At 60.5% G+C, this 18,565-nt stretch carries 15 protein-coding genes; 3 read left to right on the top strand and 12 right to left on the bottom strand.

Annotated features, from left to right (window positions below; all coding sequences use genetic code 11):
* Positions 1 to 94 (top strand): CstA-like transporter-associated (seleno)protein (locus FGE05_RS27410; protein WP_139645275.1); only part of this gene is annotated, 94 nt, incomplete at its 5' end.
* Positions 95 to 656: 562 nt separating this feature from the next.
* Positions 657 to 1,625, top strand: coding sequence for a GTPase (gene yjiA, locus FGE05_RS27405; RefSeq protein WP_139649876.1), 969 nt, complete (start codon positions 657 to 659; stop codon positions 1,623 to 1,625).
* Here yjiA and FGE05_RS27400 read toward each other — a convergent pair.
* The 6 genes from FGE05_RS27400 to FGE05_RS27375 form a co-directional block, all read right to left on the bottom strand.
* Positions 1,617 to 2,330 carry a GntR family transcriptional regulator gene (locus tag FGE05_RS27400; protein ID WP_139649874.1) on the bottom strand — a complete coding sequence of 238 codons (714 nt, stop codon included), beginning with the start codon at positions 2,328 to 2,330 and terminating at the stop codon, positions 1,617 to 1,619. The genes yjiA and FGE05_RS27400 overlap by 9 nt on opposite strands.
* A gap of 22 nt (positions 2,331 to 2,352) precedes the next feature.
* Positions 2,353 to 3,054, bottom strand: a complete 702-nt coding sequence (locus tag FGE05_RS27395; protein ID WP_139649872.1) for a FadR/GntR family transcriptional regulator — start codon at positions 3,052 to 3,054, stop codon at positions 2,353 to 2,355.
* Between the two features lie 59 nt (positions 3,055 to 3,113).
* Complete coding sequence (locus FGE05_RS27390) at positions 3,114 to 4,427, bottom strand: C4-dicarboxylate transporter DctA (protein WP_139649870.1); 1,314 nt, start codon at positions 4,425 to 4,427, stop codon at positions 3,114 to 3,116.
* A gap of 373 nt (positions 4,428 to 4,800) precedes the next feature.
* Positions 4,801 to 5,325: a hypothetical protein gene (locus FGE05_RS27385; RefSeq protein WP_139649868.1), complete on the bottom strand. Its 525-nt coding sequence runs from the start codon at positions 5,323 to 5,325 to the stop codon at positions 4,801 to 4,803.
* Positions 5,326 to 5,551: 226 nt separating this feature from the next.
* Entirely contained in the window at positions 5,552 to 6,805 is a 1,254-nt protein-coding gene (glyA, locus tag FGE05_RS27380; protein WP_024780756.1) for a serine hydroxymethyltransferase, read from the bottom strand.
* A gap of 209 nt (positions 6,806 to 7,014) precedes the next feature.
* Positions 7,015 to 10,863 (bottom strand): bifunctional diguanylate cyclase/phosphodiesterase, encoded by a 3,849-nt coding sequence (locus FGE05_RS27375; RefSeq protein ID WP_139649866.1) that lies wholly within the window; start codon positions 10,861 to 10,863, stop codon positions 7,015 to 7,017.
* Positions 10,864 to 11,135: 272 nt separating this feature from the next.
* Here FGE05_RS27375 and ettA point away from each other — a divergent pair, with 272 nt between their 5' ends.
* A complete protein-coding gene (gene ettA, locus FGE05_RS27370; protein ID WP_041022763.1) occupies positions 11,136 to 12,800 on the top strand; it encodes an energy-dependent translational throttle protein EttA in 1,665 nt (554 codons plus the stop codon).
* A 174-nt stretch (positions 12,801 to 12,974) separates the two neighbouring features.
* Here the strand turns inward: ettA and FGE05_RS27365 are convergent, their stop codons facing one another.
* The 6 genes from FGE05_RS27365 to FGE05_RS27340 form a co-directional block, all read right to left on the bottom strand.
* Positions 12,975 to 13,466, bottom strand: coding sequence for a GreA/GreB family elongation factor (locus FGE05_RS27365; RefSeq protein WP_139649864.1), 492 nt, complete (start codon positions 13,464 to 13,466; stop codon positions 12,975 to 12,977).
* Between the two features lie 70 nt (positions 13,467 to 13,536).
* Positions 13,537 to 13,890, bottom strand: coding sequence for a hypothetical protein (locus FGE05_RS27360; protein WP_139649862.1), 354 nt, complete (start codon positions 13,888 to 13,890; stop codon positions 13,537 to 13,539).
* Positions 13,891 to 14,002: 112 nt separating this feature from the next.
* Positions 14,003 to 14,572, bottom strand: coding sequence for a hypothetical protein (locus FGE05_RS27355; RefSeq protein WP_139649860.1), 570 nt, complete (start codon positions 14,570 to 14,572; stop codon positions 14,003 to 14,005).
* On the bottom strand, positions 14,569 to 15,828 hold the full coding sequence (locus tag FGE05_RS27350; protein ID WP_139649858.1) for an AAA family ATPase: 1,260 nt from the start codon (positions 15,826 to 15,828) through the stop codon (positions 14,569 to 14,571). The genes FGE05_RS27355 and FGE05_RS27350 overlap by 4 nt, the downstream gene beginning before the upstream one ends.
* 117 nt (positions 15,829 to 15,945) lie before the next feature.
* A complete protein-coding gene (locus FGE05_RS27345) occupies positions 15,946 to 17,799 on the bottom strand; it encodes a DUF4105 domain-containing protein (protein WP_139649856.1) in 1,854 nt (617 codons plus the stop codon).
* Positions 17,800 to 17,890: 91 nt separating this feature from the next.
* Positions 17,891 to 18,379 (bottom strand): DUF3015 domain-containing protein, encoded by a 489-nt coding sequence (locus tag FGE05_RS27340; protein ID WP_041022759.1) that lies wholly within the window; start codon positions 18,377 to 18,379, stop codon positions 17,891 to 17,893.
* Between the last annotated feature and the right edge of the window lie 186 nt (positions 18,380 to 18,565).

Raw genomic sequence — 18,565 nt, 5'->3', positions numbered from 1 at the left:
GCACCCGGACAAACCGGTGATGGACTACGAGGCGTTCTTCCGCGAACGCCAGGAGGCCCGTTACGGTGGCAAGGGTGGGCCGAAGTGCTGTTGACCCGACGGCCCTGAGGTCATCCCCCTGTGGGAGCGAGCCTGTGGGAGCAAGGCTTGCCCGCGAAGGCGTCGGGTCAGTGATGAAGATGTCAACTGATCCACCGCTATCGCGGGCAAGCCTTGCTCCCACAGTTGTTTTTGGGCGGGCTCAGGGTGTGTATTCGCCACCGATTCCCTGTGGGAGCGGGCTTGCACGCGAAGGCGTCGTGTCAGTGATGAAGATGTCGACTGATCCACCGCTATCGCGGGCAAGCCTTGCTCCCACAGTTGTTTTTGGGCGGGCTCAGGTTTTGTGCCTGCCACTGATTCCCTGTGGGAGCGGGCTTGCCCGCGAAGGCGTCGGGTCAGTGATGAAGGTGTCGACTGATCCACCGCTATCGCGGGCAAGCCTTGCTCCCACAGTTGTTTTTGGGCGGGGCTCAGGTTTTGTGCCTGCCACTGATTCCCTGTGGGAGCGAGCCTGCTCGCGATGGCGTACTATCCATCGACTTCGATATTGACTGACCCAGCGCCATCGCGAGCCTGCTCGCTCCCACAAAAAAATTGCATCAAGGAGATTCTGTTTGTCCTCTCCCATTCCCGTGACGATCCTCAGCGGCTTCCTCGGTGCCGGCAAGACCACGTTGCTGCGCCATCTGCTCAAGGCCGAGCACGGCTTGAAAATAGCCGTGATCGAGAACGAATTCAGTGACGCAGGCATCGACACGCAACTGCTGGGCGACGAGCCGGTGCAGGTCATGACCCTGGCCAACGGCTGCGTGTGCTGCACCATTCACACTGACCTGACCAAGGCCTTGTATCTGTTGCTCGAACGGCTGGACAGCGGTGATATCACCTTCGATCGCCTGGTGATCGAATGCACCGGCCTGGCCGATCCCGCCCCGGTGGCGCAGACCTTTTTCATCGATGAGGAGCTGCGCGAGCGTTACATTCTCGACGGTATCCTGACCTTGGTGGACGCCGCCCACGCCGATGTCCACCTGGCCCAAGCCATCGCCCAGGCCCAGGTCGGATTTGCCGATCGCCTTCTGGTGAGCAAGACCGACCTGGTGGACGCTGCCCAGGTCGAAGCCCTTGGCGAGCGCTTGACCCGCATCAACCGGCGGGCGCCCATCCGGATCGTGGAACATGGCCAGATCGATCTGGCTGAATTGCTCGACATCCGCGGCTTCAACCTCAATGCGGACCTGGGCGCGGGGTTCAGCTTGCGCCCGGTTGCCAAGGCCACCACGGGCGACCGCATCAGCAGCCTGGTGCTGCGTACCGACAAGCCGCTGGATATCGACAAGCTCAGCGAGTTCATGAACCAGTTGCTGGAAGACCACGGCAAACAGTTGCTGCGCTACAAGGGCGTGCTGAGCATCGCCGGCGAACCCCGTCGATTGGTGTTCCAAGGTGTCCTCAAGTTGTACGGCTTCGATTGGGACACCGAATGGGCCCCCAATGAGGCTCGGGAAAGCGTGATCGTATTCATCGCCGACGAGCTGCCCGAGGAGAAGATCCGCGCGGGATTCGAGGCCGCTTTAATTTGACGTCGCCGTGCCTGTGGCCATCAGCAGCTTTTGCTCAAGATGGTCCAGGTGCTCATCCATCAGGCGTACGGCTTCATCCCTGCTGCCGTTTTCCACGGCATCCACGATCGCCAGATGCTCCTGCAAGGCACAATGCCGGCGGGCCTTGATCTCGTGCCGGGCCAGGGCCAGCGAGGTCAAGGGCACCAGGCTGCCGAGAAACTGCGCCAGCGGTGCGTTGCCGGCCATGGAGGCGAGGTGCAGGTGAAACTCGCCGGAAAGGCGTATCGCCGGGCCGCGCTCGCCGCGTTCCAGGCACTGTTGCTCCTGCGCCACCAGATCACGCAGACGCTGCAAGTCCCTGGGTTGCGGAGCCTTGCAGGCCAGGTGCACCAATGTCTGTTCGGTGAGCCGGCGGGCGTGCAGGATTTGTCGGGTTTGCTCCAGGTCCGGTGCCGCGACTTGCGGCCGATGATTGGGCCGCAGGATTACCACTTGTTGGTGAGACAGGCGCGCCAGTACACGACGAATGATGCTGCGGCTGACGCCGAACACATCCCCGAGGCCTTCCTCGGTGAAGCGGCTGGCGGGAGCAATGCGTTGTTCGAGGATGGCGTCGAAGATCCGCGGATAGATATCGTCCACCGACGGCTTGCCGACAGCGCCGGGCAGCGGCAGGGTGGCAAGCACGTTGCGTTGATGCTGATGGGACATGACGTTGTTCATGACGGTCTCCGCAAGGCGTGGCTCAGGTAGCGAGGTTGTCGTCCGGGATATTCAGTTCAATGCCCATGCGCTGGCCTTCCCTGAGGATATGCCGGCGCATTTCTGCACTGGCCTGGGCGCTGTTCTTGCCACGAATGGCGCGTACCACGGCTTCGTTCTCTTCCAGCCGTTCGGCCAGATGCTCGGGCGAATTGCGCAACACATCGGCACTTTGCTTGAGGGCGTTGCTGGTCTGCTGTACCACACTGTGAAAGATCGGGTTGGAGGTCAGGGCAAACAGTTCCTCATGGAACGCGATGTAGGCGCTGGCGCAGGCATCGTTGTCATTGGCTTCCAGGGCTTCGCGCATGTCCATGAGGGTCAGGCGCAATTGTCCGACTTCCTTACTGCTGATGGACTGGGCTACCAGGCCAACGATGAAGGGCTCCAGGGTGTAGCGCAGTTGCAGCACGTCCTCCAGGCTCGCACCGGCTACCGCGCTGCCTTCATGGGGATCGCTGGCGTTGGCCTCCAGCACCACCACGCCTTTGCCGGGCATCGAGCGCACAAGCCCGAGGGTTTCCAGCACGATGACCGCTTCGCGCAGGCTTGGTCGGCTGATGCCCAACTGTTCGGCCAACTCCCGCTGGCCCGGCAGCATGTCGCCCGAGCGCCATTGGCCCCGGGCCAGGGCCGCGCGTAGTTTTTCCACCACGGAATTGACGACGGTTGATGAACTGATCACATGGGGCTCCTCAAAGATCAATCAGGCGATGCCGGCCCGCAGGCGGGCATCGCGCGCTTTCAAAATTGCTGCTGATGGGCACTGCCCACCGGCTTTCTCGGTTGGAAGGCATAGCCCTGCTGGCCGGACAGTACCTTGCGCGCACGCGGGACATCGATGTCTTTTTCCCAACGGGCGATTGCCACGGTGGCCACGCAGTTGCCGATCAGGTTGGTCAGGGCGCGACCGATGCCCATGAACCAGTCGACCGCCAGCACCAGCACCAGGCCGACCACCGGAATAGCCGGGATCGCTGTCAGCGTGGCGGCGAGGATCACCAATGCCGAGCCGGGAATCCCATGGGCACCCTTGGACGTGATCAGCGACACCAGCAGGATGGTCAGCAGGTCGGTCAGGGCCAGGGGCGTACCGGTGGCGTTGGCGATGAAGACGATGGCCAGGGTCAGGTAGATCGAGAAGCCGTCCAGGTTGAACGAGTAACCGGTCGGGATGACCAGCCCCACGGTGGAACTGCCGATCCCGAGGTGTTCGAGCTTGCGCATGACTTGTGGCAGCACGGCGTCGGAAGAAGCAGTGCCGAGCACGATGAGCAGTTCCTCGCGCAGGTATTTGAGGAACGGCAGCATTGGCAGGCCCGACGACCGCATCACCAGGCCCAGGACCAGAGCGACGAAGGCGACGCAGGTCAGGTAGAACAGGCCGACGAGGCTGCCCAGGTGTTGCAGCGAGTCCAGCCCATACTTGCTGGTAGTGAAGGCAATGGCGCCGAAGACGCCGATGGGGGCCAGGCGCACGATCATGCCCATGATGCGGAAGATCACGTGGCTGAGTTCGTTGATCAACCGGGAGATGCCGGAGGCGGCGTCGCCCACCAGGTTCAGCGCACTGCCGAACAGTACCGAGAACAACAGCACTTGCAGGATGTTGTTATCCGCGAAGGCACCGAGCACCGAGGTCGGGATCAGGTTCATCAGGAACTGGGTGGTGGTCACCAGGTGCTGGCCACGTTGGGCGATGTCACCCACGTCCGCGCTGGAAAACTGCTCCAGGTGGATGTTCGCGCCACTGCCAATGCCGGTGCTGAAGGCCATTACCAGGCCAATCACCAGGGCGATGGTGGTCAGCACTTCAAAATAGATGACTGACTTGAGGCCGATGCGCCCGACCTTCTTGAGATCGCCTGCGCCGGAAATACCACTGACCACCACGCAGAATACGATCAGGCCGATGAGCATTTTGATCAGCTTGATAAAGCCGTCGCCGAGGGGTTTGAGCTGTGCGGAATATTCGGGAAGGGTCAGCCCGCAGACGATGCCAAGCACCAATCCGAGGACAACTTGAAGGAAGATCGAACGCGAGCACCATTTGAGCATGGGAGGGATTCCTGGTTCGGTGTCCTTATTCGCCGGCACGGAGGGCAGGCGTCGGACTTCATTATTGTGGTCTTACCGGTTTGTCCAGTGCAGGCGCAGTCTAGGCGCGGGTTTGGGGTTGAGGCAAGGTGAATTTTCGCATTTAGGCCTTACCGGTCTTACCAGTTGGGCGAAAACCCTTGTGCCTGAGCCTTTTTGTTCCGCAAAAAAACTGAGGCACAGATTTTCGTCAGTCAAACCAGGCCCATGGGAGCAAAGCATGCTCGTGATGGAGGCAAGTCAGTTCAAAGCCGATTGGGCGGGGCCGCCGCTATCGGGAGCATGCTCTGCTCCCACAGTGTGGGTCTCATTGAAGTGGCGTGGTGATCCCGACTCAAATGATGCTGAGGACGAATGTCAACTTTGAATGTGCCTCGGTTTCCGCCAGATAACGATAAGGCGACCCGCGCATTCTTAATCCGCCTATATATTTTTTGTTTTCCGTCATGAGCGACAGGGGAGAGTGTTTGGCTTTTATGTTTTCCAGTGTGATGACTCGGTTTTTCTGGTCGACAAGTTTAAAACTGGTTGGTTTGCCCGAGTCTTTTACGCCTATTGCGTCGAACCAACTTTTGCCAATGAATTTGTTGTGGTGCTCCCCTGTGTTTTTGATGGACAGGGTATAGCCGCCGGCCGTATGACGAAAGTGCAACATCAGCGGCTGGATAACGCCTCCCTCGGCTTTGGCGTGCATGCCCAGCAGGTTTGAGTGGTCGACGGTTTGTGGTCTGCCGCTGAAAAAACCACCGCTGAATGAAGTAAGAGTCGCCAGTGCCGGTTTCCCATGCAGCGTTTCAAGCAAGTGGATATTCATGTCGGGCAGGCTGAGTGTTGCGGAGAAAGATAGTTTACTGTCCATGTAATGATCACATCCTATATGGACGACCTAAGTGGTCGTGAATGATGAGATTCGATGTTATGGGTTTCTCGGCTGTTTGTGTGGAGGGGTGTGTTTCAAGGGTTGAGATGTGAAGAAAAGGAGGTGGACTGGAGTTATTGATTTGTCAGGCGGGTTTATTTTGGGGGATATAAATAAAAAGCCCACATCCTTCGATGTGGGCTTTTTTGTAACGCCTGGCGTTATATCAAGCGCCGTACACCGGCAGCTTCTTGCAGATCGCCTTGACCTTCTCACGAACGGCGTCGATGACCGCTTCGTTGTTCAGGTCAGCCAGGATGTCGCAGATCCAGCCGGCCAGTTCCTTGCACTCGGCTTCCTTAAAACCACGAGTGGTCACGGCCGGGGTGCCGAAGCGCAGACCGGAGGTGACGAACGGGGAACGTGGGTCGTTTGGCACCGAGTTCTTGTTCACGGTGATGAACGCCTTGCCCAGTGCGGCGTCGGCGTCTTTGCCAGAGATGTCCTGCTTGATCAGCGACAGCAGGAACAGGTGGTTCTCGGTACCGCCGGACACCACGTCGAAGCCGCGCTCGATGAATACGCCGGCCATGGCCTTGGCGTTTTTCACGACCTGCTGCTGGTAAGCCTTGAACTCAGGTTGCAGGGCTTCCTTGAAGCAGATCGCCTTGGCGGCGATGACGTGCTCCAGCGGGCCACCTTGGGCGCCCGGGAATACGGCGGAGTTCAGCTTCTTCTCGATGTCGGCGTTGGCGCGGGCCAGGATCAGACCGCCACGTGGACCGCGCAGGGTCTTGTGCGTAGTGGTGGTGACCACGTCGGCGAATGGCACTGGGTTCGGGTAGACGCCAGCGGCGACCAGACCGGCGACGTGGGCCATGTCCACGAACAGGTAGGCACCGACCTTGTCGGCGATGGCGCGGAAACGTGGGAAATCGAGGACCTGGGAGTAGGCGGAGAAACCGGCCACGATCATTTTAGGCTTGTGCTCGAGGGCCAGGCGCTCGACTTCGTCGTAGTCGATCAGGCCATTGCCGTCGATGCCGTACTGGATGGCGTTGTACAGCTTGCCGGAGGAAGAAACGCTGGCACCGTGGGTCAAGTGACCGCCGTGGGCCAGGCTCATGCCCAGGATGGTATCGCCAGCTGACAGCAGCGCCAGGTAGACGGCGGCGTTGGCCTGGGAACCGGCGTGGGGCTGGACGTTGGCGTAATCGGCGCCGAACAGTTCCTTGGCGCGGTCGATGGCCAGTTGCTCGACCACGTCGACGTATTCGCAACCACCGTAGTAGCGCTTGCCCGGGTAGCCTTCGGCGTACTTGTTGGTCAGTACCGAGCCTTGAGCTTCCATCACCGCAGGGCTGGTGTAGTTTTCCGAAGCGATCAGCTCAATGTGCTCTTCCTGGCGCTGAGCTTCTTGCTCCATGGCGGCAAAGAGATCGGCGTCGTACTTGGCAATAGTCAAATCACGGCTGAACATGGCGGTCCTCAAGGATCGGGGGCAGAAAAGGGAGGCATTCTACCCCAACCGGTTTTGGAAGGCATATGAAAGGACATCATGTCGCGGACGAATGGGATTCACCCAGAACCGGCGGCCTCATCGCGAGCAGGCTCGCTCCCACATTGCAAAGCGTTTCCCCGTGGGAGCGAGTCTGCTCGCGATGAGGCCCGCCCAGGCGCCATAGGGCCTCAATCGAGCATGAACAGCGCATCATTGCTGAACTGCGCTTCGAACCGGTGGGCGGGCATCGGGCGACCGAACAGGTAGCCCTGGACTTCGTCGCAGCCGTGTTCACGCAGGAAGTCGAGTTGTTCGTGGGTCTCGACGCCTTCGGCGATCACGGCCAGGTTGAGGCTGTGGGCCATGGCGATGATCGCCCGGGCGATCTGCGCGTCCTGTTCGCCGGACGGCAGGCCGTCGACGAAGGTGCGGTCGATCTTCAGCACGTCGATGGGGAATTGCTTGAGGTAGTTGAGCGACGAATAGCCGGTGCCGAAGTCATCCACGGCGATGCTCAGGCCCAGGTTTTTCAACCCGGCCAGGATCTGCATCGCCTCGCTGACTTCGCGCATCAGGATACTTTCCGTCAACTCCAGCTCCAGGCAGGCCGGTGACAGGCCGGTGCTGCGCAGGATATTGGCGATTCGCGTACCCAACTGGCCATCGGAGAACTGCCGGGCCGAGATATTGACCGAGACTTTCGGCACCCGGACCTTGGCCTGGTGCCAGGTCTTGAGCTGCCGGCAGGCTTCGTCGATGACCCAGTCGCCGACGTCCACCACCAGGCCCAGTTCTTCGAGCACCGGGATGAAGTCCCCCGGCGGCACCAGCCCACGCCGCGGATGACGCCAGCGCAGCAAGGCCTCGGCACCGGTCAAACGTTTGCCATCGCCGCTGAACTGCGGTTGGTAATACAGCACGAACTCGTTCTGCTCGAGGGCGTGACGCAGGTCGCTTTCCAGTTCCAGTCGCTCCAGGGCGCTGGCGTTCATGTCGGCCTGATAGAACTGGAAGTTGTTCTTGCCACGCTCCTTGGCGTGATACATCGCCGTGTCGGCGTTTTTCATCAGTTGGCTCAGTTCGTTGCCGTCCTGGGGACTCAAGGCGATGCCGATACTGGCGGTGACGAAGAACTCCCGGCCTTCGAGCACGAATGGCCGGACCAGACTGGCGAGGATCTGCTCGGCCACGGTAATGGCCCGGTTCAGCGCCAGTTCCCGGCTGGAGCGCGGCTCCAGCAGCAGGGTGAACTCGTCGCCGCCCATGCGCGCCACGGTGTCGTCGTCGGTGACGCAGCCGAGCAGCCGTGTGGCCATGTCCTTGAGCATCCGGTCGCCGGCGGCATGGCCCAGGGAGTCGTTGATCGGTTTGAACCGGTCAAGGTCGAGGAACATCAGCACGACCCAGTTCTTCTGCCGCTCGGCCGATTGCAGCGCGGTGTGCAGGCGATCCTGGAACAGCGTGCGGTTGGGCAGGTGGGTGAGGGCGTCGTAATAGGCCAGGCGATGGATGCGCTGCTCGCTGGCCTTGCGCTCGCTGATGTCGCTGAAAAAGCACACGTAGCTGGCCAGGTCGCCTTCATCATCCAGCACCGCCGTGATGCCGACCCAGGCCGGGTAGTGTTCGCCGTTGCGGCGCTTGAGCCAGACCTCGCCTTCCCAGGTGCTGTGCTGTTGCAGTTGCTTGAGCACGTAGCGCAAGTGGGCTTCCTGCTGCTCGTCCACGGTCAGCATGTTCGGCAACTGGTCCAGCACCTGGGACACTGCGTAGCCACTGACCCGGCTGAAGGCTTCGTTGGCCTGGACAATGTAACCGGCCGGGTCGGTGATCAGAATCGCCGAGGTCGAATGCTCGAATACCGTGGCGGCCATGCGCAGGTCTTTTTCGGCGCGCCGTTGCTGGCTGATGTCGCGGCCGACGCCGAGCACTCCTTCGAACCCGCCGGAATCATCCCAGACCAGTACCAGCCGCAGTTCGATAGGGATCTTGCGTCCGTCGGCACGCAGGCAGTCGAACAGGAACAATTGGGTTTGCATCTGGTTGCGCAGTTCGGCCAGTTGCCCGGGTTTGTCGAGGGCCTTGCTGACCCGGTCCATCAGGGTATAGATCCCGGTCAGTTGCTGCGGATTGGCGATGGTCGACTGCCAGCCGTTCTGGAAGATCCAGTCGGCGTTGTAACCCAGTACCGCTTGCACCGACGGGCTGACGTAGTTGAGTGAAAGCTTGCTGTCGGTGGAAAAGATCACGTCGCTGATGCTCTCGGCGAGCATTCGGTAGCGCTGTTCGCTGTCACGCAGAGACTCGCTGGCCTCGATCTGCTCGGTGACATCCTTCGCCACACCGATGATCCGCGTCACCTGATCGTGCCGGTCCCGGGCCAGGGCCTGTTCACGGATGTCGAAGCGTCGCCATTTGCCATCGCGATGGCGGAAGCGCAACTGGCATTGCAACAGGTGCGCATAACCGCCTCGCCGTTGTTCCTGGCGCAGCGTGTGGTAGTGATCGGCGTCGTCGCTGTGCAGCAGGATTTCCCAGAAGTATTCGCCCATCTGGTGCAGTTCGTTGCGGTCGTACCCCAGGGTCTGGCCCAGGTGGTGGTTGCTGAAGATCATCCGCTGGCTGATGACGTCCTGCACATAGAGATGATCCGGCACGGTACGCACCACGTCGGACCAGAAGCCTTCGCGCTCGAGCAGCGAGAGTTCGATCAGCTTGCGGCTGGTGATGTCGTTGATGCTCAGGATAACGGCGTTGTAGTCGTCCTGTTTTTCCGGCAGGCGCAGTACCAGCCAGAGATGCTGGTCACGGCCGTGGGCATCCTGGAGCTTGATCTCCAGTTCCAACTGCTTGTGCTGGTCAAGCAGCGTTTCGAGCAGTTGCGGGCCAACGGGGTTGTTGTCCTGCGGCCCCTTGCCCACCAGCAACTGCCAGGCCTGTTCACAGGAGTCGACGTTGAGCAACTGCAGCGCCATCTGGTTGACTTCGGTAATGCGCACTTCCTGTTGCAGTTGCTCGAGCTGGTGCGCGACGGTCATCCACGCCCGCAATTGATCGCCATTGTGCAGGCCTGCGCGGGCAAAGAATGACTTGAGACTGGAGAGGTCGAGTACACACAGGGCTACGCCGGTGCCTTCGAAAATGTCCTGGTAACGCCGGCGACCTTCGTGCAGTTGCCGCTGGCGCCGACGCATGCTCAGCAGCGCGATCAACGGCAGCATCGAAAACGCCAGGCCCAGCAGACACTTGCCGATGAAGGCTGGCAGCAGTTGTTCAAGCACCTGGCGACGGTCGAACAACCCCCGTAATTGCCAGTCGCTGCTGCTCAGGGGCACGGTGAGCACGGTATTGGTCAGATCGTCCGGCGACAGGTGCGAGGGGCTGATCGACGGCAGGCTTTCGTCACGGCTGACGATTTGCTGGTTGAGGCGGTTTTCCACCAGCCATAGCGGGCGCAAACCCGTATCGACCTGTTTGATGAGCGTGGAGAAAAAACTCGGGGTCAGGCGCAGGGCCCAGTAACCGCGGGTGTTGCCTGTGGACTGGTGCAACAGGAGATGCACCACGGAGCCGTCGTCGGTGTTACTGAAGTAGTGCGCCTGGTCACGACTGCGGTGCACCAGCTCGCTGAGGTAGCCGGCATCGTGGCTGTCGGGGTCGGTGTCGCTGAGTACCATGCCGGAAGGGCTCAGCAATGCCAGGCTGCGCAGTTGGGGCAGTGACTGCTGGAGCTTGTGCAACAGCACCTGCTGTTCGTCGGCTGTCTGCGGTTGTTCGACGATCGGTAGCAGGTTGAGGGCGATTTGCGCGTTCAGGGCCATATTCAGGCTGACTTGCGCGGCCAGGTCGGCGGTGTAGTCGATGGTGTATTGGCGCTGTTGCTGCTGGGTGACGCGCAGTTGATCGAGCAACTGCCAGAAGAGCAATCCGAGCAACAGCAGCACCAGGGTGGCCAGCGCGCCCTTCAATGTCCCGCGCAGGGGCGAGCCGGGCACGGTATCCGGTGCGCGTGGGGACAGGGTCGGCGTGACGTTGGACAAGCTGTAATCCTGCGGTTTGCTGGACTGGCGCGACACGCACTATAAGCCGGACGCCCGAAGGGCGGCTAGCATGCCTTGAGTTGTGGCAAAGTGCCAGTCCCTGGTGGCTGGACCTTGACGGACGGTTGAGGTAGCTTTGCCGGTCAAACAAGAGCGTTCCAGCTCCAGATCCCCAGGCTTTATCTGCCCCGCTGGCATTGATGACCGTCAACTGCCAGCGCCGTGCATGGCCTGGTTCGTTCTTTTCACCTGTCACAGACGCTAGGTTCACCATGGCTCAATACGTCTTCACCATGCATCGGCTGAGCAAAGTTGTTCCGCCGAAGCGGGAAATCCTGAAAAATATTTCGCTCTCATTCTTCCCCGGCGCCAAGATCGGCGTGCTGGGCCTCAACGGTTCGGGTAAGTCCACGCTGCTGAAGATCATGGCTGGCGTCGATACCGAATTCGACGGCGAAGCCCGTCCGATGCCGGACCTGAACATCGGCTACCTGCCTCAGGAACCTCAGCTGGACCCGACCAAGACCGTGCGTGAAGTGGTCGAGGAAGCGGTCAGCGTGATCAAGGACGCTCAGGCGCGCCTGGACGAGGTCTATGCCGCCTACGCTGACCCGGATGCCGACTTCGACAAGCTGGCCGCCGAACAGGCCAAGCTCGAAGCGATTCTGCAGGCCAGCGATGGCCATAACCTGGAGCGCCAGCTGGAAGTCGCCGCCGATGCCCTGCGCCTGCCGGCCTGGGAAGCGAAGGTCGAACACCTGTCCGGCGGTGAAAAGCGCCGTGTGGCCCTGTGCCGCCTGTTGCTGTCCGCCCCGGACATGCTGCTGCTCGACGAACCGACCAACCACCTGGACGCCGACTCCGTCGCCTGGCTCGAACACTTCCTGCACGACTTCCCGGGCACCGTGGTGGCGATTACCCACGACCGTTACTTCCTGGACAACGTCGCCGGCTGGATCCTGGAACTCGACCGCGGCGCGGGCATTCCGTACGAGGGCAACTATTCGGGCTGGCTGGAAGCCAAGTCCGATCGTCTGGCCCAGGAATCCAAGCAGCAGTCGGCCCATGAAAAGGCCATGAAGGAAGAACTGGAGTGGGTGCGCAAAGGCGCCAAAGCCCGCCAGTCCAAATCCAAGGCTCGTCTGCAACGCTTCGAGGAAATGCAGTCCCAGGAATTCCAGAAGCGCAGCGAAACCAACGAGATCTACATCCCGGCCGGTCCGCGCCTGGGTGACAAGGTCATCGAATTCAAGAACGTCACCAAGGGCTACGGCGATCGCGTGTTGATCGACAACCTGTCGTTCTCCATGCCCAAAGGCGCCATCGTCGGTGTGATCGGTGGTAACGGCGCGGGTAAATCCACGTTGTTCCGCATGCTGATGGGCAAGGAAACACCGGACTCGGGCACCATCGAAGTCGGCGAAACCGTGCAGCTCGCTTGCGTCGACCAGAGCCGCGAAGACCTGGACGGCAGCAAGACGGTGTTCCAGCAGATCTCCGACGGTTCCGACCAGATCCGCATCGGCAACTACGAAATCCCGTCGCGCACCTACGTGGGCCGCTTCAACTTCAAGGGCGGCGACCAACAGAAGTTCGTCAAGGACCTGTCCGGTGGTGAGCGCGGTCGTCTGCACCTGGCGTTGACCTTGAAGGAGGGTGGCAACGTCCTGCTGCTCGACGAACCGTCCAACGACCTCGACGTCGAAACCCTGCGTTCCCTGGAAGAAGCCTTGCTGGACTTCCCGGGCGCCGCCATTGTGATCTCCCACGATCGGTGGTTCCTCGACCGCGTGGCAACCCACATCCTGGCGTATGAAGACGACTCCCAAGCGGTGTTCTTCGAGGGCAACTACACCGAGTACGAAGCCGATCGCAAGAAGCGCCTCGGCGAAGCCGCTGCCCAGCCGCATCGGGTACGGCACAAGAAGCTGGCCTGATTCCATCAGCCGGTAAGCCACAAAACCTGTGGGAGCGAGCCCTGCTCGCGATAGCGTCGGTTCAATCAACATTCATGTTGCCTGACCCACCGCCATCGCGAGCAGGGCTCGCTCCCACAGTGGTTTCTTGGCAGGGCACCCATTGTGTGCTGGCTGGCGATAAGGCCAGCAGAATCACCCCGGCTCTATCGCCACCACCTCAATCGCCATATCCCCCACCGGCCGCTTCCAGACCACTTCATCCCCAACCTTGCTCCCCAGCAACGCCCGCCCCAGCGGCGAGCCCCAATTGATCAGCCCAGTGGCCGCATCGGCCTGGTCTTCGCCCACCAGTTGCACGCGCTGCTCATGGTCATGCTCATCGACAAAGGTCACCCAGTGTCCGATCCGCACCTGATCCGTTGAGGTTGTCGTAATGACTTGTGCGCTTTGCAGGCGTTGATTGAAATAGCGCAGATCCCGTTCCAGGTCCGCGAGGCGCTGTTTGTCCGCCAGGTCTTTGCGGGCTGCCTGTTGGCTGTGCAGCGTCTGTAGCTCGGCAACCCGGGCCTGCAGTTGGGCGAACCCGGTGGGCGTGACGTAGTTGGGTTGCGCGCTGACCTGGCGTTCGACCGGTTGATCGGCCTGGGCCGCGGCGCTGTCTTCGTTGACGAAAGCACGACTCATGCTGTTCTCCTCTCTTGGAGTTTGGGCCATGGTCGCAGGCTTTTGGTTTCGACGGATATCTATGCGCGACTCACTGCGAACGATAGGCCCGGGCGGCGTCGCGGTCCTTTTCCTGCTGCCAGGCGCGCTCGCGTTCATCCCAGTGACGGTCGCGGTAGGCGTCACGGTCTTCACTTTCCCGCATGGCCTGGCATTGTCGGAAGCCGTCGCTCCAGCCTTCGGCGTAGCGAGGATCCTTGAGGTAGCGCGGGACGTCTTTGCGGAACTGGCCGGTGATCGCGCCGGCGGCTTGCCGGCCACTGCTGCAGCCGTCATCGAAGCCGTCGGCGAATGCGGGTGGATATCCCCTCGCAATCAAGTCTTCGTGGGTGCTCTCACAGCCACCTAGCAACATCAATACACCCAGCACTACCGCGCACCTCATCTCGACTCCCAGCCCTTTAACGGATCTATAAGGGAAGTGTAGAAGTACCGTTGTCGACGGGCAGTGAAAGAATGATCAAAAAGGTCTGGCATCGTTGCCAATGACTGCGGGTTCAGACGCCCGCTTTCTCAACGGCATCTGCGATCAGTGGCGCAACTTCACGCAACCCCTCGAGGGGCAGCTTCTTTCTTTTGTACATGCTGTACCAGCTTTGACGCCAACGAATAATTCGTTCGCCATCACGCAAGTTGAGCCGCTTGAGGGTGTATTCGGCCTTGGCGCGATACGCTGCGGGGATGGCATCTGTGGTGCACATCTGAAGCGACGGCAAGATAATTTCAAACCAGCCCGCACCGACTTCATGTGGGTCGAGCACTGTGTCATCAGCCGTTTTCTTGATGGAATTGAGCGTCCCGGATGCGAAGCGGTAATTGCTCCACTCATACGCCAGTTCCGGATGATGTTTGTAGCTCAGGTAATGGTCGACCGTTCCGCCGGTAGGGTCGAGCATGGCTGCATAGCCGCACAGGTTGGAGTAATGATCTGCCAGCTCCGTAGCGCATTTGTTCCAGAACGGTGAAGGACGAGCGGCTCCAGGATTGCCCTTGAGCCATTGATTTCCAGGTGTCCTGACATTCTTTTCGAAGTCATCAGGTTCATCGGGCTTGGCCACCGGGATCATTGATCAGCACCAGGGCCGAAGTGTCTTACGCCCTCGATCAGCCAGCGAGGCCAGAATTCATCATGGGCAGGAAGCAGCCTCTGCAGTGCCTTGTGAATGGATGCTCGGGTTCTAAGCCCTTCAGGCAGTTGCTTTTCTCCGCGCATGAATGCTTCGGCGGCCTCTATGGCTTTTTCTGCCTCCAGGGAGCGGGCCTGGTCCAGGCCAAAGGTGTCGGAGACCAGCCAACTGCTGGCGTCACCCTGTGCTGCCCAATGCCCTTGTGTCAACGAGACCTTGTGGTCCTGGATCGATAGCTGGATCTGATCGTCCTGTTCTTCGTCGAATACAGGTTCGAGGGACGCTGCGACAAGCGGCGAATGCGTAGCGATCAGCAACTGCGGCGGGGCGGTGCCGTGGTGCTTGCGCAACGTCTTGATCGCTTGCAGCAGGCTGGGCATGAGCGTGCGTTGCCACCTGGGGTGCAAGTGGGTTTCCGGTTCATCGAACAGGATGACAAACCGGCGTTCGGGTTTTTTGTCGAGTATCGCGGCGGCTGCCTGGTGTTCATACCAGGCCCATACGAGAAAGTAAGCCAGCCCCAATATGCGGCGTACCCCGGCAGATGCCAGCGCGACAGGAATGTTCTGATTGCCGATAGTGAGTGTCGGTCGTTCTCGGCCTTCACCCAGATAGACTCTTTTGGGCTCTCCGATGCAGAGTGGCTCAGCGGCAGGGGAGAGATCGCGCAGCGCATTTGCCAATGCTTCGAATTGGGGTTTTCGGCCGTTTTGCCAATTGACCCAGTCGCGCTCCAGGCCTTCACAAACCCTTTGCCCGTTGACGTCGAGACCATCCCATACGGCGTCGGCAGAAAAGTGATACGCGGCGGGTCGATCCTTATCGGTGCGCCAGTAATTGCGTGCCGGATCCCATACGGAGAAGCCGCCGTCGATCCTGACGTAAACCACAATGCCGGGCATGGTGGGTCGGCTTTGCTTCAAGGGCCAGGAACTGTCTTCCCGTTTATAGATAGATACAACGGGCTGCGCGACCCCCGATTTGCCTTTTACAACATATTCAATGGAGGACTTCCCCGGATTCACCGGCAAGGCTGGCGTATTGGCCCAGGTACGCGTCAGCGCCCACCAGGCCAGGTCCAGCAGAAAACTCTTTCCCAGTCCATTGTCACCAGTGATCAGATTGATTCGTGGCGCCCAATTGACTTCGAGCTCAGGAGCAGGCCCCACGTTTTTCATGTGCAGATAATCAAGCATCGCAGCATTCAATTCCGATTAAAGGTTTATCCGGGCCAATCTACTTGATTTTGGCTGACTTCGAAACGAGCCCGAAAGTTCGTCTTGCAGCGCTTGAGCTTGTCTCCAGTTCAGGTATCAATAGTGATACCACTTCACCTCAAGCATCACCTCGTTCTCCGGCGAGGCCAGGTGGCTGAACGCCCGCTGGGCGCTCAGGCGCAGGCCGAGGTTGCGGGACAGTTCCCACTGTTGATTCAGGCTCAGGCTGCGGCGCACCTCGCCGTTGAACAAATAGTCCCCCTTGGCCTCCAGGCTCAGATTGCCCAGCGGGTTTTTCCACAACACGCCGCTGTTGAACCCGGTGGCCGGGGCGATGAATTGGGCGAAGTCGTTGTTGTGTTCCACCCGCACCGTGCCCAGGGCAAACCCCAGCACATCCTCGCCTAGGGCCCAGGTGCCGCCGGCCCCCCCATTGACGTGGCTGACCAGGGTTTCATCGTCGTGCTTGCCCGGCACCCGTTCCAGGCCCCCGGTGACCTGCCAGGACAGCGGTTGCAGCAACTCATTGCGTGGCGTCAGGGAGCGGATGGTCGCCAGGTCCAGGCGCTGCACCTGCCAGTCGTTGCCTTCGTACTGGCGCAGCTTCAATTGCAGGATTTCAATCTGCGCCCCCAGGGGGAAGCTGTCGCCATTGTCATTGAGGTCGTGGTAAGCCATGCGCAAGCCATATTCGCCGAACGCCCGGTCACCTCGGGTGCCGAGGCCGGCCTGCCAGGTGCGCGATTCATGGCCGTTCTCGGGCAGGCCCGGTTGAGGAATATCGAGCTCCGGGGCAGGGTTCTGGTTGATCGCCCGCAACAGTTCGAAACTGCGCTGGGCGCGTTGCGGGTCGCGTTCCTGGCCGTTGGCGCGGTAACGCTCCAGGCGATAGGCCGCATCGACGATCAATGCCTGGCGTTCGCGGGGCAGCGCCTTGAATTCGGGGGCTTGCAATTGCTTTTGGTCGGCGCTGACCTTCAGCACCCATTGTTGTTCATCATCGGTGAGCGGCTCGGCGCGGCTGAGCAGCTCTCGCTCGCGGGACGGCCGATATTCGACACTCTCCACCAACCCGGCTTCCTTCACGGCCTTGACGGTGTCGGTGGGGATCGCCGTCAGCGGGAACTGTTCGGTCAGGCGCAGGCTTGGACGGGCCACTTGCAGCAGTTCGAGCAGGCGGTATGAGCAGTTTTCATCGAAGAAAAAATAGTCGAACTGGATCTGCTTGAGTTCCCAGACGTGCTCGACCATGCGCTCGGTTTCCTCCGGGCTCAGGTTGAGGCGGTACTCCCACAGGTCGCGGTTCTCCAGGCTACGGTACTCGGACAGTTTCTCCTGGTAGGGCACCAGGGCGAACAGGCCGGGATAGCCACCCATCAAACCTTTCCAGGCGTAGATGATGCTGTTGTCCGACCCTTCGATGTAGGCGCCGAAATTGATCGCGTAGCTCAGCAGGGCGGTCTTGTCCCGTTCCACGTCGGCCTGGTCGATGCGCAACAGGGTATGGCCGAACATCGACGACGGGCTGTTCAGGTAGGCGGCCGGGAAAATCATCACCGCGCTGTGGGGGGAGACGTCCTTGAACCATTGGTTGAACTCGCTGCAGTCGACCACCGGCAGATCGGTCAGGTTGAGCTGTGCCTTGAGCCAGCGCGTGCGCGCCGGGTACACGCACTGGGCATGTTGCTGGCCGGCGCTGGCCGGGCCGTAAAGGGCCTGCAGCGTGGCGGTCAGTTCATGGTCGGGATGTTCGTTGCCGTCGGGTGCGAGGAAGAATTTCTTGTCGCTGACATAGCTGCGCCAGCCACCGAGCTTGGCGGTTTCGTAATGGCCCAGGGAAATCCAGAAGCGGTCATTGGCCAATTGCTGCAAACGTTGAGGGTCGACATGAGGTGCGGCGGACAATGGGGCGCACACACAGAGCGCCAGCCAGGCAAGGCGTTTGAGCATAGTCGGCTACTTGGAAGTCGAAAAATAAAGACCGGATGGGGCCCCAAAAAAAAGAAAACCCGCTCCCCGAAGGGAGCGAGTGGAGTCGAGCTTAAGCTTGAGTGGCGTACTTGGCCAGGCGAGGATCGTTTTTCAGCACGGCCAGGGTATTGGTATGCACGTCTTCTGCGGTCACGTCAGCCTTGCTGAAGATCTGCTGGAAGTGCTCGTGGGTGACAGCGGAGAAGTGGGCGCGATCTTCTGGCGCCACACCCAGTACCACGGCATAGGTGGTCAGCGCTTCGCCCTGACCCTTGGCCATGTCTTCGGACAGCTCGTTCATCATTCCATTCATGGACAGCCAGGACTTGCCGCCGTAGGTCAGTGCCGCGTTGGTCGAGCAGCCGTTGGTGCCGGAGGTCATACCAAAGGTGGCGTTGCCGGAGGTGCCGTTGGTGGTGGAAGCGAGGAAGTGAGCCGGGGTGCCACGCTGACCTTCGAACAGCATGTTGCCCCAGCCGCAATCCGGCCCGCCCGGCGCCTGAGCCATGGCGTTGAGGGATACAGCGGTGAAGAGAGTACCGAGAAGAATCCGTTTCATAGCTATGTTCTCTTTATGTGCATACCAATGGACAGGGTCTGGCGCCTTCGTGGCCTCAACCACTCGTGCCAGTGGGCCGGTTATTGTTCCAGCCGCGCAGTTTGGAGTTTAGGCACGATCCGAGGGTTCCGTGACATTTTGCAAAAACTATCCTGCAAGTCATGAGGTTACGGGGCTCGACTTCGG

This window comes from Pseudomonas sp. ICMP22404, from assembly GCF_006227205.1.
Classification (GTDB): Bacteria; Pseudomonadota; Gammaproteobacteria; order Pseudomonadales; family Pseudomonadaceae; genus Aquipseudomonas.
The sequence above is the reverse complement of the archived record's forward strand: the minus strand, read 5'-3'. Positions and strand labels throughout refer to the sequence as shown.

Bases quoted from the DNA above. Each gene is read 5' to 3' on its own strand.
- FGE05_RS27350 (WP_139649858.1), bottom strand. From the start codon at position 15,828: ATGCTTGATTATCTGCACATGAAAAACGTGGGGCCTGCTCCTGAGCTC.
- FGE05_RS27400 (WP_139649874.1), bottom strand. From the start codon at position 2,330: ATGAACAACGTCATGTCCCATCAGCATCAACGCAACGTGCTTGCCACC.
- FGE05_RS27365 (WP_139649864.1), bottom strand. From the start codon at position 13,466: ATGAGTCGTGCTTTCGTCAACGAAGACAGCGCCGCGGCCCAGGCCGAT.
- FGE05_RS27385 (WP_139649868.1), bottom strand. From the start codon at position 5,325: ATGGACAGTAAACTATCTTTCTCCGCAACACTCAGCCTGCCCGACATG.
- glyA (WP_024780756.1), bottom strand. From the start codon at position 6,805: ATGTTCAGCCGTGATTTGACTATTGCCAAGTACGACGCCGATCTCTTT.
- FGE05_RS27345 (WP_139649856.1), bottom strand. From the start codon at position 17,799: ATGCTCAAACGCCTTGCCTGGCTGGCGCTCTGTGTGTGCGCCCCATTG.
- FGE05_RS27340 (WP_041022759.1), bottom strand. From the start codon at position 18,379: ATGAAACGGATTCTTCTCGGTACTCTCTTCACCGCTGTATCCCTCAAC.
- FGE05_RS27360 (WP_139649862.1), bottom strand. From the start codon at position 13,890: ATGAGGTGCGCGGTAGTGCTGGGTGTATTGATGTTGCTAGGTGGCTGT.
- ettA (WP_041022763.1), top strand. From the start codon at position 11,136: ATGGCTCAATACGTCTTCACCATGCATCGGCTGAGCAAAGTTGTTCCG.
- FGE05_RS27390 (WP_139649870.1), bottom strand. From the start codon at position 4,427: ATGCTCAAATGGTGCTCGCGTTCGATCTTCCTTCAAGTTGTCCTCGGA.
- FGE05_RS27355 (WP_139649860.1), bottom strand. From the start codon at position 14,572: ATGATCCCGGTGGCCAAGCCCGATGAACCTGATGACTTCGAAAAGAAT.